This window comes from Chitinophaga sancti (assembly GCF_034424315.1).
Taxonomy (GTDB): Bacteria; Bacteroidota; Bacteroidia; order Chitinophagales; family Chitinophagaceae; genus Chitinophaga; species Chitinophaga sancti.
In genome coordinates, this window is sequence record NZ_CP139972.1 from 8029125 (window position 1) to 8043945 (window position 14821).

Annotated in this window: 10 protein-coding genes; 8 read left to right on the forward strand and 2 right to left on the reverse strand. The window is 43.1% G+C overall.

Annotated features, from left to right (window positions below):
* Positions 1 to 38: 38 nt before the first annotated feature.
* From U0033_RS31640 to U0033_RS31675, 8 genes are all read left to right on the forward strand, one after another.
* On the forward strand, positions 39 to 1901 hold the full coding sequence (locus U0033_RS31640) for an Ig-like domain-containing protein (protein WP_143150802.1): 1863 nt from the start codon (positions 39 to 41) through the stop codon (positions 1899 to 1901).
* A gap of 11 nt (positions 1902 to 1912) precedes the next feature.
* Complete coding sequence (locus tag U0033_RS31645) at positions 1913 to 2443, forward strand: hypothetical protein (RefSeq protein WP_072363181.1); 531 nt, start codon at positions 1913 to 1915, stop codon at positions 2441 to 2443.
* A 575-nt stretch (positions 2444 to 3018) separates the two neighbouring features.
* Positions 3019 to 4518 carry a ferritin-like domain-containing protein gene (locus U0033_RS31650; protein WP_072363180.1) on the forward strand — a complete coding sequence of 500 codons (1500 nt, stop codon included), beginning with the start codon at positions 3019 to 3021 and terminating at the stop codon, positions 4516 to 4518.
* 44 nt (positions 4519 to 4562) lie between these two features.
* Complete coding sequence (locus tag U0033_RS31655) at positions 4563 to 6872, forward strand: hypothetical protein (RefSeq protein WP_072363179.1); 2310 nt, start codon at positions 4563 to 4565, stop codon at positions 6870 to 6872.
* A complete protein-coding gene (locus U0033_RS31660; RefSeq protein WP_072363178.1) occupies positions 6869 to 8254 on the forward strand; it encodes a radical SAM/SPASM domain-containing protein in 1386 nt (461 codons plus the stop codon). The genes U0033_RS31655 and U0033_RS31660 overlap by 4 nt, the downstream gene beginning before the upstream one ends.
* A gap of 5 nt (positions 8255 to 8259) precedes the next feature.
* Positions 8260 to 9735, forward strand: a complete 1476-nt coding sequence (gene qhpG, locus U0033_RS31665; RefSeq protein WP_072363177.1) for a flavin-dependent monooxygenase QhpG — start codon at positions 8260 to 8262, stop codon at positions 9733 to 9735.
* A gap of 257 nt (positions 9736 to 9992) precedes the next feature.
* Positions 9993 to 11126, forward strand: a complete 1134-nt coding sequence (locus U0033_RS31670) for an MFS transporter (protein ID WP_326980857.1) — start codon at positions 9993 to 9995, stop codon at positions 11124 to 11126.
* On the forward strand, positions 11107 to 11907 hold the full coding sequence (locus tag U0033_RS31675) for a helix-turn-helix domain-containing protein (RefSeq protein ID WP_083571675.1): 801 nt from the start codon (positions 11107 to 11109) through the stop codon (positions 11905 to 11907). Before U0033_RS31670 ends, U0033_RS31675 begins: the two co-directional genes overlap by 20 nt.
* Here the strand turns inward: U0033_RS31675 and U0033_RS31680 are convergent.
* Both U0033_RS31680 and U0033_RS31685 read right to left on the reverse strand, forming a co-directional pair.
* The gene (locus U0033_RS31680) at positions 11901 to 12959 is read right to left on the reverse strand and encodes an MFS transporter (protein WP_072363175.1); all 1059 of its coding nucleotides are present in this window, start codon (positions 12957 to 12959) and stop codon (positions 11901 to 11903) included. The genes U0033_RS31675 and U0033_RS31680 overlap by 7 nt on opposite strands.
* A 226-nt stretch (positions 12960 to 13185) precedes the next feature.
* Positions 13186 to 14817 (reverse strand): bactofilin family protein, encoded by a 1632-nt coding sequence (locus U0033_RS31685; protein WP_072363174.1) that lies wholly within the window; start codon positions 14815 to 14817, stop codon positions 13186 to 13188.
* Positions 14818 to 14821: the final 4 nt, after the last annotated feature.

Sequence of the window (14821 nt, forward strand, 5' to 3'; positions counted from 1 at the left end):
ATCCTGCATCTATTCACCCAACAATAAAATCTAAAATTATGGGTTACGATCCTACTACATGCTTCAATTCTCTTCGGGACCAAAGCTTAGGCCCCTGTCCCAACGCCCTGGGCACCGCCGTTTCCTACCACTGCACAGATGCGCAGGAAACCAACATCACACATGAATACTGTTCTCAGAACAATCTGTATTACAAACCATTCAAATACATGGAGGCTTACGACCCCAGTTTGTGTGCGCCTACTGAATATGATGCTAAAAAATGTAATGAACAGGTATTCGACGATCTGGACCATCTCGTAGACTATCTGCTCGCGCATCCTAACATGAAAAAGCGTGAATGCTGGTGCTGTTGCTCATGTATGGCATATGGAACCCCGATTGCCATCCCTACAGGATTAAAAGCGATTGAAAAAATAGTGGAGGGAGAAGAGGTGATGAGCGGTGCTCTAACCAATACCAACGGAAAACTGACTTTTACCTGGACCCCTGCTACTGTTACCTTCAGCCAGGGAACACCACCCACTGATCCTCTAAGTGGTATTGCCACCACTATGGTATTCATCTACTGCCGGGAAGACCTCGGACTCATTTCCACCGAAGACCAGCTGCTGATGACCTCCGCCGGTACTCTGAAACAGGCAAACACCCTAAAGCCCGGCGACCAATTGGTGACAGTAGATGGAGAACCCGTTGCCATCCAGAGTATTAAGATCGGTAACTGGTCAGGCGGCGTACATCACATTACAGCAGGCAAGCCTTTCACAGGAGATATCAATGGACATCTCATCAGTGCCGGCAGCTTTGTGGTGGGAGACTTTTCTGTACAGCTGGACCCTACAGCGCTGGGTGAAAAATTTGAAGCCGGCCCTCCTATTGGCTCAACAGAATATGACAAAGCCAATGAAGCCACCAAACTCAAAACAGGCGTCTATTCTATGAATGGAGCAGCAGTTGAAAAAATCAGTCTGCCTAAAAACTTTAAACTGTTTCGTGATGAAGCACTTTACATTCCCTTCAATGCAAAAACCCTCATCACCAACGAACAGGCTATTGATATTGTAGGCAATCCAAACGCTTATTTCCGTCCTTATGGTAATAAAAGCGGGGTTGATATTCTTCGGTATCTCTTTAAATTATATAAAGGATTTTATCCGGAATACACCTTTTATCTCGACTGGGAGAATATTACGCCCAATGCATACGCGTTTGATGCCTATGGTACAAAAACAGTGGTTATTTCAGGCGGCCTGGTAAGATTACAGGGGATGTATCAGGAAGGGCTTGCCTTCATTATTTCCTACGGTATTGCTAGTCTTTCCAATCCGATAATTTACAATGGCCCCCATCCATTACCCACCATTCAGGCAGACTACTATGGTATGGGATTAGTGATGCCTACCACCTGGTATACTACGGCCTATGATGTTTCGGACAAAGCCATTGCGCAGATGAAACAGTTCTGGGGATATATCTCTGAAGAGAATCAACAGGGTAATCCGGAGAATAACCAGGACTTTCCTTCTATCAAATGCAGAATTAACACGCTGATGTATGCACAGATGGGTGGCAACCTCCCCGCCTGCGCCCAACCTCCGCAATCACTGCTCAAGCTTACAGGCGAAGAGGTAGGTATCCTGAGCAATCAAAAACCATTCGTATGGTTGTCATTCAACCAGGATCTTGATGAGGCCAGCTCAGAGGCCCCGGCCAACTATTCATTTAGCCCTGAAGCAACGATCAGCTCTGTAGCCATATCCCCCAACAATAATAAAGCGGTGATAATTGTTGCCGATTTTCAGGAAAATGTGGAATATACCGTTACGGTCAAACAGATCAAAAGTAATACCGGCTCTCCTCTGGACCCTCAAAAAAGCACCATTAAATTTACCGCACAATAAAAGCTGCAACTATGGACAATACGCTAATGGAACAACGTAGCCAGTTTGCGGAAATACTGGGGCTGGAGGGGCCCGTTCCGGAAGAAGTCTTGAAACTGGCAGTCGAAAATGAAAGTTATGCCCGTAACCTGCTTCTGAGCAAAGACCATCCGGAAATACTGGAGGTACTGCTTAAAAAGCCGCGTTCACAAAACATACAGGAATTTTCCAATACAGACCTGATAAAAAAAGCTGCTACAGCCATACTTCGCTGGAGCCAGACAGGGTTTTCCGTAGTAAATGTACAGGTGCTCGAACGACGTGAAGACGCCTGCCTGCAATGTTCGAACCTTCGTGATCCCAAAGGCATGCTTCAGCAGCTGATTCCATCCGCAGGACTCAATAACAAACCCGGACACCGGACAGGGAAAAAGGTTTGTGATCTCTGCGGCTGTAATGTATCTAACAAGATACGTCTGCCTTCTGAAGCCTGCCCCGGTATCCATCCGGATAATCACGAACTGACCCTCTGGGGAGAACCCATTAAGCATCGGAATAAATAAGCAATTACACCTGACCGGGCCCCTTGTCATGAGGGGTCCGGTTTTTTATATCGGGAATGCTCCGTTAAGAAACGTGTATTAAAGAAACAACTTCTTTTAGTCTATAAGAAAAGTCCGATATAGGTAAAAATACCAACTACCTGGTATTGGCGGGCTGTTAATTATGGCTTATCTTCATACATGCAGCTTTCCCGGTAATCTGCAAGAAAATTGCTATCATGCTACCGAGACAACCCTAAAACGACCCTAAAACATATGCTTATTAAAAGAACCTTATTAGCAAGCTTTCTGCTTATCTACCATTATTACCTGTTCAGCATGACTTTGATCCCTTTGGCTTTACTGTTATCAAGTATGACAGATAGTTTAATTAAATCCCTGGTTGCATCTCCAACTAGGAATTCAAGTAAAATGACCTGTAGGTAGCAGTAGACAAAGTATCCTGAAAGCATTAGAAGACACCTGGATTAGCTTACTAACAGTAATAGTATCCAAAGCATAATTCTAGTCATTGTATGTGGGGTACATACTTAAAGAGGTATTCAGGTAATTAAACCTAACTAAATAACGATAATATGAATATCAACCCGAAAAGAGATCATTTCATTTTGCCAATATTAGAATGGGTCAAGACCAATACCAAGCCAAAGGACAGTGCATCAAAAGCCATGTTTACATCCAGTGGCAAGCCTATAAGCCATTGTGATCATTTAAAAGACGCAAAACCTTTTAAGGTACCATCTCAATTTAATGGGAAGGATTATATTACAATGCTGCTCCAGATAGATGCCGAAATAGAGCAGGGCCTGATGCTACAGTACCTTTACTCAGCTTATAGTATCGGCGGGCCAAACATATCAGCAAAGCACCAGGAAAAAGTCCATACATGGCAAAACATCATTCTGGGTATTGCAAAAGAAGAAATGGGGCATTTCATCTCTGTACAGAATGTGTTGAAAGTGATTGGGGCTCCGTTAAATTTTGGAAGAGAGAGTTATCCATGGGATAGCCCTTTCTATCCGTTCCCTTTCACGCTGGAAAAATTCTCTCTTGGTTCGCTTGCCAAATATGTTTACGCAGAAGCACCTTGTGACTGGCTGGAAGGCGATGATCCTTTAGCCGCCGAAATTCGGGAATCGGTAGATGCAACCGTATCCGATCCACATACTGTCGGCGCATTGTTTATAGTGCTGCTTCAATTAATCAACGATCCTAAAGTAATATCGGATGAAACTTTTCAGGCAGGAACCTTTAACTTCCAGGCTAAGTTTGATGAGTGGGGCCGTGGATATACCGGGGGCAACAGGGGAAGTGACGGTAAAGGCATTTATACAAGAAGTCCCGATGTATTGGTCGCGCCATTATTATCCCGCGACGATGCTTATAATGCACTGTCGGAGATAGCAGAACAGGGGGAAGGTTTAGATACGAAAGAGAATGCTATACCTTCTCATTTTGAGCGGTTCCTGCACATTTATAAAGAGTACAAAGCGATACTGGAAGAAACCAATGGTACTTTCGATCCTTCCCGTAACGTAGCTACCAATCCCCATGTGGGCTCAGAAACTCATATCGCAGCGGAAACCCCGTCTGATTCAGCGGCAACCGGTGAGGAAACGGATGAAATTACAGACCCGCAGGCGATACTCTGGGCCAATTTGTGTGACATTCGTTACCGGTTATTACTCAATTTCCTGAACCATAGTTTTTTATTGGATAATGGCTTTAATAATTCCGGCAATTCCTCTCCCCGTGGAATGATCATCAATTCTGCATTTGGTGAAATGTATAATTTAAGAAGTCTGGCTTCCATCCTGGTGCAGACCCCGGTAGCTAAGAACAGCAAAAAAATGGCAGGCCCTCCGTTTACGCTTCCTTATACATTTGATTTGCCTTTTGGGGAACATAACCGATGGCGATTGCACAAAGATCTGCTGGAAGGCTCAAATAATATTATAAAGCAGCTAAAGGGATTTAAAGATCAGCCGCATATTCAATATTTGAATGGGTTGCAGGAAGCCGATCAGAAACTATTACGGGCAATTGTAGATCTGACAGCAGGTAACTTGGTGTGATTTCAAACTAAATTAACTCAGTTAAGATATATAAATACTGTGATATGAAAATTATAGAACTACGCATTCTCCCTCCTATTGCAATCGGCAGGTTAGGTGAATCAGATGTACCAATGGAAGCATATGATCTTGAATTGTCGAAGGAGAAGCCCCTTGACTATAGAAAGATCATCCCCCAGACAACTTTATCAGTAGATCCGGTGACAGGGGAGATTAAAGCATATAACCCTGAAAATATAAAATTCAAAGACGTTTCAAGCCTGGAGAATAGAAAAGGAAAAATACATCCTGTTTCGCCTTTCCTCGAAGTTTTTGCGATAACAGATCAAAAGCCGGATGAATTAGTTCCCGTTACAGAAGAGCTGCTTGTTCAATCCGGATTGAGCCTGCAGGATATTAGTTGGAATGTAGACGTGGCCAACATAAAAATATTCAGGAGGACCGGGGATGAAAATGATAAAATGTCAGCAGTAATCAACAATATCAATTCACACGAATTAAAACCGTTATTGGCTGATTGTAACAACTTTTTACCGGACAAAAAACTACCGCTGGGCTTCGTTCAGTTTATAAAGCCAACAAAAGAGTTCCCGGAATTAAGGTTGCGGTACACGCCGGCCGGGGGAATTGTATATGGTTCCAGGCCAATCAGAAAAACGGGGCCGAATGAAGGGGACACAGAACCCGACCCTACTTTCCATGATAAGGAAGACCGGGTACTTTATGATAGAATAATCTATGATCCGGAAAAGGGCAAATGGTGCGATAAGTATAAAGAAGGCAGTAACCCCAATATATTTTATACTGTTCCCGCACAGATTTTTGCCGGTTATTCTTATACGGATGAACTGGGAGAAACCTGGCAGGTAAGCTGGGGATATATTGATGATGAATGTGATGGTTTTGTAACCGTCAAACTAAATGTTTCAGATAAAAAGACATTAACCGCCAAAGCACATATCAGTGCCGGGCCTCCTGCTTTTGCACCTGATACCTTACCAATTCGTGTGGTATCTGATGAGTTGGAGCAAATACTATTAAGTACAGATATTGAAGGAGAAGTAAGCATAGAAGAAGCCGAAGATATTATCCGCAGAGCTTTTGAAACCATTCGCCTGATGAATACTACGATCATGAATGGCAATAGTTACGAAGGCAAGCAGAATGTAGCCAGCACAATGGTGCGCCAGAATACAAATGATTTCGGGCGCTTTTTCGAGCCGATTATGGCAACGTCCCTCGTTGATAATCTTGCTCTCCAGGTGTTGCACGAGCGGGTATTTAACGGGCTCAGTTCAGGCGCTTCCCCCTGGTTTGGTGACTTATTGAGAAAGCCAACCGAAATAGGAGATCTGTCAAGTAAAGCGCTTCGGAAAATGCCTGCACTAATGCGTGGCGCCGACGGCAGGTCGCTCACCTTTACCTACCGGCAAATCAATATGATCATAAAGGCAGCAACTACTTCCATGTTCAGGGACCTTAATCCTAAAACGCTGCCAGTGTCATATGGTTCGCCGCTGAAGGCCGCAAATTTAACGGCGCAATTGCATTACAGGGGTACAGGAAACCCTATCTCAGTCTTGCCAAGAACAGCTATTTCCAACTGTTTCCCGGGGCTTGAATTTGATTTCAGGAATCTGTGGAGAAGAGCATTTAACGGCATCACCCTGATGGAGAATAATAACTATGTGCTGGAGGCGACCACTGCAAATTTAAAAGGACACCGTTTAGTCGCTATTGAGGGGCGGCCAACGATGGTAAAGACCACTGGCCCTTTGTTTCCCAATGGTGACAGTGTGCCCTTAAAGACCGATGCAAATCCAAATGGCGTTTCATTTATGGAATGGTCAAATTCTATGGTCCAGGTGTTACAAAAACAGGGGCAGGAAGTAATATGCCATTTTACTGCAGCTCCTTCGCCGGAAGAAGTAGTGGTAGATCTGAATCAATTAAACAACCCGGAAAAGTATATTCCGGTAACATTAGTGGTCAATAAGATATTCGATGGCAATAGTGCAGCATTTTCAGATGCTATTTTAAAGCCCGGAGAATTGACCCAGGGCCTTTGTGCACCCTGGCAAAATGACTATCGTGAATGCTCTTGCTACTATTGGGCAGCCAGCAGGCCTGATTTTGTAAATATTGTTCCAAATGAAAATGGCCTGAGCACCGGTGATCTGTGGATGTCAAAAAAACGGACAGGATCCTATATACCGGATGATTGGAAGAATTCAAGATTGCTTTCCTACCAGGATCTTTTTGAGAACTGGCAGGGAGAACTCAATTTTATCATAGAAGGGAAAGATGCTTTACACAGCAGCACCGTAAAACCCAAATCAACAGAAACGAAATGATAAGCTCTGCTGAAAGTGTAGCCGACGGGAAACAAAATGTGCTGATCGCCACTAAGCTGGCGCAAATGATCGTTCCGCAATCGAAACCCTGCTCTGCTAGTGTACATCTGGTAAAAGGCGGGCAATCGACCCAGGTTTTCATCCCAAATGGAAGCCGGCTTTATACCATCTCTCAGGATGTGGAGCAAAGACTGGCTTCTTTAATGCGTAAAAAGGATGAAGAAGGCTTGCAAAACGAGCTGATTAGGTTGGGGCTGGACGCCCCGGCCTATATTACAAACGAGCCGTTGCAAAGTCCTCCACTGCACGCTTTGTCATTAGCAATCGCCCAGAAATGTAATATGGGCTGTTCTTATTGCTATGCAGATCAGGGTGACTTTGGCGGCCCTACAAAAAACATGTCCCTGGAAACCTCATTTAAAGCCATAGACCTACTATTAAAAGACTGTCCCGAATCGGGGAAAGCACAACTTACTTTCTTAGGCGGTGAACCCCTGATAAACAGAACAGGGATCAGGGCAGCTGTTGCATATGCAGCAACCATTGCAAAACAAAAAAACATACAGGTCAGTTACTCCATAACTACAAACGGCACTTTGGTTACAGAAAGCGATGCTGTTTTCTTTGAAGAACATGGCTTTTCAGTAACCGTCAGCTTGGATGGAATAGGTAAAGACCACGATCTTAACCGCCCGATGAAGGGTGGTCAGGGCAGTTACGACAAGATCATAAAGAATATCCAGCCTTTATTGTCTTTACAGCATAAAATGCAGGTGTCTGCAAGGGTAACAGTTACCCCGGAAAACACTGGTCTTCCGGCTGTTTTGGATGAATTCATCCGAATGGGTTTCCATGGAGTAGGTTTTTCTCCTTTGTTAAGATCCAGTGACGGACAGAACGAAATGAATCAGGAGCAGTTATCCGCCTTGCTGGAAAATATGATTGCCTGCGGTCTTAATTTTGAAAGAAATGTCTTAGCAGGAAAACGCTATCCATTCTTGAATATGGTCAATGCATTAAAAGAGATTTCAAGAGGAACACACAGACCCTATCCCTGCGGTGCTGGTGCTGGTTATTTAGGTGTATCTGCTGATGAAGAGCTATTTGCCTGCCATCGTTTTGTGAACGAAGAAGTTGGGAAAATGGGCGATTTAAATAATGGCATACAGCCTGACCTACAAAACAACTGGCTTGCTTCCAGGCATGTAAATACGCAGGAACCATGCTCAAGATGTTGGGCCCGTTATCTTTGCGGCGGCGGCTGCCATCATGAAGTAATTGAAAAGGGAAGAACTGCCTGTGATTATATAAGATCATGGTTGTATTACACCATACAAGCCAATGAGAGACTATCACGATTAAAACCCAATTGGAATAACTGACTGTAATGAATACATTGCCTGAACATTTTGATGTATTTATTCTTGGAGCTGGCCCGGCGGGCTTATGTGCCGCAATACGCTTATTGGACATGGGATATGTGGTTGGCATGATCGAACAGGAACAATTTCCCAGACCGCAGATAGGGGAGTCTCTTTCCCCGGGTATTCACAATATTTTTGAATACTTAAATGCAGCTCATTTACTTGAAGATTCAACGTACATAAAAAATATTCCGGCTAAGATTATTTGGGAAAGTAAAGAGCATAGTTACGATCGTCCTGGCCCTGACAACGGGGGGATAGTTGTTGATAGAAGTAAGCTCGATCAGGAGTTGCTTAAATTCGCTGTTTCTAAAGGATTGCATTTAATACAGCCTGCTAAATTAAGGCAAGCTATACATTCTGGAAACGACTGGATATTAGAAATATTAAATAGATCGGCTGGCATCAGCATTCATTCAAAAATAGTTTTAGATGCACGGGGCCGTAAAGGAACACTTTTGAATGAAAGACTTCCCATTGCACCCTCAGCAGTTGCGGCATGGACCCATATAGATAATGCTGTCGTTAAAGAATCATTTATTGAAGCATTTGCTGAGGGCTGGTTGTGGGGATCACCTGTTTCCGTAAACCGCTATCGCATTATGGCTTTTACAGATCCAGGCACCCTAAAAGAAAATAGCGGGTCGCATCTTTCAGGTTTAATGAACAAGACAGCGCTATTCGCCCCATTTGTAAACAAAATCAGGAATAGTTCTATAGAGACCTGTTTGGTAAGTTCATTTGTCGCCCTGGCACCATGGGATAAGCAATTTGTGAAGATAGGGGAAGCTGCTTTTACATTAGATCCACTTTCTTCCACCGGTGTGGAAAAAGCGATGCGGTTTTCCCTGCAGGTTGCTATTGCAATAAATACATATCTGAAAGATCCTCAATCAGAACATCCTAAGAATTTCTACGAAGAAAAACTAATTGAATCGGTTGTTAGTCATACAAATTGGACTGCTGATTATTATCGTAAAGCATGGCCCGACTGTAAAACAGCAGCATTTTGGATGAAAAGAGCTAGCTTTCAACTGGATATTTCTAAAAGCAAAAGCGACTTCACGCTTAAATTGGAAAAAGTGCTTAATAATGACCGGCCTGTTTTTGAAAAAAAGCAAGTAGGACCCATCCCTGTTGATTATTTTCTGAGTAGGTTTTGGAATGAGAAAATAGTTGTTTCTCCTCATGTTACCTTTAAAGCTGTTTATGCCATCGATCATGATTGCGTAGTAATAAGACGTGCAATCATTCACCCTAATTTGGAGCTACCTCTTGTTTACCTGGATCAACTGGAATTATATTCTTTTTTAAAAGACATTAATGGTAGCGCAATTTCAAATATTCTAGACAGTTTGAATAGGTCGATGGCAATGGAAAAGTCCAAAAAAATGCTTGTATTTCTTTTGTCAAATCGGCTACTCGTTCCAACTCGCTGATCAATACAGCTAAAATTAATAAGGTAATAAGGTTATGAAAACTTCGATTTTGTTTTTCTTGTTTTTGTAGGGAAGTTTGGGTGTAATTGGAGAGGAGGGTACCATAAGAAACATTTTAGGATCATATTTTATATGTTACTTCTCTACCCATAAGGGAGATTTTGTCGCGTTTATACAAGCCTGCGAAATAAGTATGTAGGAACTTTGCGGACATGAAACCGATTATTTTAGCAATTGTGTTAATGAATGCTGTGGGCATGTCCTTAGTTATCCCCCTTCTTCCCTTTTTAGTAGGTAAATACATGCCCGCCGAACAGGTGGTGGTAGGTATGAGTGCATTGATGTCTGTATTTGCAGCTTGTACATTTATAGCAGCTCCTATATTTGGCGCTTTAAGTGACCGGTATGGGCGGAGAAATATACTTATGATTAGTTTACTGGGGTCAGTAGCCGGCTATGTATTATTTGGTATTGGCGGCTCTTTGTGGATGCTGTTTTTAGGCCGGATTATTGATGGTTTGACAGCTGGTAATATCAGTACCCTATTTGCGATTATAACTGATATTACAGCACCTGAAGAGCGAACAAAATGGTTTGGATACATGGGTGCTGTGATGGGTATTGGATTGTTGGCTGGCCCGGCACTGGGTGGTTTATTGGGTGCTGTTTCCCTCTCCATGCCCTTTTTTATCACCGCTGGTATTATCTTCCTGTCGTGCATAGCGGTGTATGGCGTCCTCCCCGAAACCCTGCAACCAGAAAAGCGTACAACACATCTAACCATTGGCAGCTTTAATATCTTTTCCCATTTATCAGCTCTGAAGGAAATAAAGTTCCTGTTCATTTTAGGCATGTTCTTCTATGCAGGGCTGGAAGTATTCCAGTCTAACCTGACCATTCTGCTCAAGGATATTTTCAAATGGGGCCCGGCTTATGTCGGTGGTTTGCTTACACTGGCAGGTGGCTGTGATATCTTTTCACGCGCTGTATTACTCCCTTTTTTATTAAAACGACTTAATGAGAGGATTACAGGTCAGACAGGCATTTTCCTGCTGGGTACGGGTCTTTTATTTATAGTCGCAGCTATGCTGCTTTCATCCCTGATTTTGATTGCGCTTGCTGTCATCTGTATTCTTTTTGGAGAAGGGTTATTTGATCCAACTTATAATAGCCTGCTTTCGCAATCAGTTGATGAAAGTAACCAGGGAAAAATACAGGGTGTCAATCAGAGTTTGCGTTCCTGCATCAGGGTATTGATTCCATTAGGTGCGGCTACGCTCTATTATTATAGCCCATGTATACTCTATATAGTGGCCACATGTAGCCTCATTACCGCCTTTATAATGTATGGTAAAAATGGTACCTTTCAGCATGCAACATCAGGAATTTGATGCGCCTGTAGCACTACAGGATACTATTAGGTGCTTTTGGTATCATGTGGATGATCCGGAGACTTTCGAGGTCATGCCGGATGGTTATGCTGAAATTGTTTTTCATTTCGGAGGTTCCTGCACTATTTCCTACAATGGTACCTTACAGCCATTACCTTCCCCGTTTATGATGGGGTTGCTCAATCAGCCGGTGGTGATACATACACAAAACAGGTTAGAGATATTGGGTATCCGGTGTTTTCCATGGACAGTATTTGATCTGCTTGGTTTACCGTCAGAGAAAGCAGGGGTGCATATGTTCGAACATCCTATTGCACACTTACAACCTATTTTGCAGGAATTTATTACAGCAGGTAAGATAGCAGATGCTATAGCATACCTCACGCAATATTTTACAGCAGCGCGATCGCAGGTTGCCATAGACAGCATGCTATCTAAAGCAGGAGCTGCCATGCAGCATGCCAAAGGTGCTATTCCCGTGAGTCAGGTTGCTGTAGCTGCACATGTAACCGTACGTACACTGGAAAGAAAGTTCAAGCAATCATCCGGGTATAGTGTAAAAGATGTAGCAGGTCTGATGCGATTTGAACAAGCCCGAAATGAGTTATGGTTACACCCCGATACGAACCTTGCAGGTTTAGCACAGGAACTGGGATACACGGATCAGGCACATTTAAGCAAAGAATTCAAAAGGTATACAGGGATGACGCCAGGTGCGTTTGCCAGGAGAGTTAAAAAACGAAAAATGGCTGTCAGTACTGATTTTATTACATTTCAATAAATCCAGAGAATAGTATTGCCTGTCGCTGCATATATCGAAAAGAACACAAACCCCAAAGCACTTCCCACAAGCCGTGCTATATGATATAATGCAATGCCTTTTCCTATTTCCTGCCCTTCCAGCTTTGATACAACCATCGCACTGACAGATAATGACAGGATCCCCATACCCACACTACGAAGCTCCATTATATTCCATCCCTTAACAGCAAAATAACCGGTAATTCCAAATATTAAGAGGCCAATAGCAACAACATAAGGCAGCGAATCTTTCTTTTTATCTAATATTAAAGCAGCAAGCACCAGCATCACCGTTAAGATAACGAAAGTTGATAAAAAAGGATTATGCAAAAATACCACCGTGGTATTAACCATATTACCCAAAAATGCCGTAAAGAAAGCAAGCACAAAACTTAAAGCTATCCCGGCCCACATGGTACTATTCGCCAGCACATTACTCCAGCTCCCTGGAGTGTATGATCCATTTCTAACAAAAACCAACACCAAGACACCAGCAATAACACCCAGCGGGATGTTAGCAAAGAAGACAAACAACCAGCCAAAATTATCTGTAATATACCCACCTGCAGGTGCAGACAATCCCGCTCCGATCATTAGACCTAATGCAACAAACAACTGTGATGTCGCTCTCTTCTCCACAGGCCAGCTTTCAGTTATAACAGTATGTGATAATATCAACATAGCTCCGCCACCAATCCCCTGAAGAAACCGAAAAAGTATCAAAGAAGTAATTACATTAGCGTTTCCACAGAAAAACGCACCAGCAACAAAAAATCCTATTGCTACAAGCAAAAAATTCTTCCTCCCCAACAAGGAAGAAAACCAACTACAAAACGGCGCAATCAAAAGACCCGCCAGCAAATAAGCGATCATTACCAGATTCAACTCGCCTGATGTTACACCCAGGTTCACACTGATATCACCCAAAGCCACCCTGATAGCAGACTCACCGAGAACTGCCATTATAATACAAAACATCGCCGTCAGCGTAACAAATACCCGGCGAAAGCCAGACTCAATAAAATTATTCATAGATAATATTAATTTTTTCTGTGCCACCTTTCTGGTAAGCGTCTCGTGCCTTATAACAATTTTTATAAACTGGTATTAACATGGTGAATTTAGTTAATATTTTATATTTATCCATATTACGGATGCAAGATATACCCTTATGGTCAGGATGGAAGGCTATAATTTGTATATATTGAAATTGGAGTACAAGTTACCGCCTCCCAATTTTAAACATGTTCTTAGGTCTTTACCTTGTTTCAAAATATACGATTCTCCTAACTGATGCTTCCAGTCTTGCACGTTTATTAGCATCCATTTTATCACCAAGTATATCATCCAGCACAAGCATCAGGTCACTGATGTCCAGGTCATGAATATTTTTCTGCGGAAAAGATAATTGTGTAAGTGGCTTCATTTCTGGGGGGCTTGCTTCTCCTGTGAATACCGGTGAGGATACATTGCCGGAACCAAGTGGTACCCAATAAAAAGAAACGGGTGGGTTGATTTCATTTTTATCCCAATTATAGAGAGAGACGCTAAAGGACGCTCCTTGTTGTACAGGCATGTTAAAACTATTCTGAATTCCGCCAATCCAATATTCATAACTACTCTTGTCCCCTTTGAAAAATACTACACTGTTTCCACCCTGGGCAGCAACGGCCAAATTCTGGGTGGAACCATATATAGCTGAATATGACATTTTATAATTGTCACTGGGTACTCCTACACACCCTACTACAAATCCGTCCGTAGGTGCGGTATAGTTTCCCGGGTTAATAGACTGCGGACTACCAGCCATCCCTACACTACCTGCTGCTTTGAGGTTTCCATTGATAATGGCACCACTGTTAGCATTCAACTGACCATTCACAGTGGTATTTGCTGTTGTAAGCTGACTATTTACTGTCACTTTGTTCACTGTAACACTATCAGCCGTAAGTGTGCCATTGATATTCGCATTGGCAGTGGCTGTCAATTGGCCCGATATATTTGCATTGGTAAAGTTCGCCGTACCCTGCACATTCAGATCGGAACCAAGTGTACTAACGCCGGCAACGGACAGGGTACCTGCTACATGTACCGTCCTGGGACTAAGGTCCGGATCACTCACTGTAAGTGTGATCGTCTCATAAAGATACACAGGCACGTAGCCTCCATAAGGACTGCTGTTGCCATTGGTCATAGTTGCCACCAGTATAAAGGTAGTATCATTGTTAATCCCGTTATCTAACGTATAGGTAGATTTTATACCCGAATACACCGGATTTGGATTGCCTTTTTTATACAGCTGGAAAAATGTACCATTACTCTCCCAGGCCAGGGTGATGGCAGCACCATTTGTAAATTCAGTAGCAGGTACTGTAGGGTTGGCCGGAGACACTGCCACCAGGTTATTTAAGTAGAACACCAGTTCGCTTTTTGTAATCGGGAACTGTATTTGGTTCGACAGCCAGTTATAAGGAGCTCCCTGTGTAGAAGCAATCTCATTCAGTAATATAGGAACACTCCCTGTTACAGTATTTACAAGGCCCTGTATGCTGATGGCGAGATCATAATTAATCTGGTAATAGTTGGGATCCTTACATTTAAAGTAGGCGGTATAATACAAGGTATCTGTACCCAGACCAAGTTTATGACCAGTTTGAACGACTGAGTTGGTTATCCAGGCTTCTGAGTTGATGGCTACTGCTGGCGGCGCGCTAAAGAGTTCGTCCATTGTGTTGCCATAAGGGATGGCAACGGCTATCTCCTGGCAATATACATTGTTGGAGTTAAACACACCGATGCTGATCGTACCGGTAGTAGGGGTGTAAACAGAACTGATTTGTAGCGGGCCGGGCATTGTAGCTATTTCGTAACTGAGCAATGTGTTTGCCATAACG

Excerpts from the sequence above, each read along its gene's own strand:
- U0033_RS31650 (WP_072363180.1), top strand. The coding sequence starts at position 3,019 with ATGAATATCAACCCGAAAAGAGATCATTTCATTTTGCCAATATTAGAA.
- U0033_RS31675 (WP_083571675.1), top strand. The coding sequence starts at position 11,107 with ATGCAACATCAGGAATTTGATGCGCCTGTAGCACTACAGGATACTATT.
- U0033_RS31640 (WP_143150802.1), top strand. The coding sequence starts at position 39 with ATGGGTTACGATCCTACTACATGCTTCAATTCTCTTCGGGACCAAAGC.
- U0033_RS31680 (WP_072363175.1), bottom strand. The coding sequence starts at position 12,959 with ATGAATAATTTTATTGAGTCTGGCTTTCGCCGGGTATTTGTTACGCTG.
- U0033_RS31685 (WP_072363174.1), bottom strand. The coding sequence starts at position 14,817 with ATGGCAAACACATTGCTCAGTTACGAAATAGCTACAATGCCCGGCCCG.
- qhpG (WP_072363177.1), top strand. The coding sequence starts at position 8,260 with ATGAATACATTGCCTGAACATTTTGATGTATTTATTCTTGGAGCTGGC.
- U0033_RS31670 (WP_326980857.1), top strand. The coding sequence starts at position 9,993 with ATGTCCTTAGTTATCCCCCTTCTTCCCTTTTTAGTAGGTAAATACATG.
- U0033_RS31655 (WP_072363179.1), top strand. The coding sequence starts at position 4,563 with ATGAAAATTATAGAACTACGCATTCTCCCTCCTATTGCAATCGGCAGG.
- U0033_RS31660 (WP_072363178.1), top strand. The coding sequence starts at position 6,869 with ATGATAAGCTCTGCTGAAAGTGTAGCCGACGGGAAACAAAATGTGCTG.
- U0033_RS31645 (WP_072363181.1), top strand. The coding sequence starts at position 1,913 with ATGGACAATACGCTAATGGAACAACGTAGCCAGTTTGCGGAAATACTG.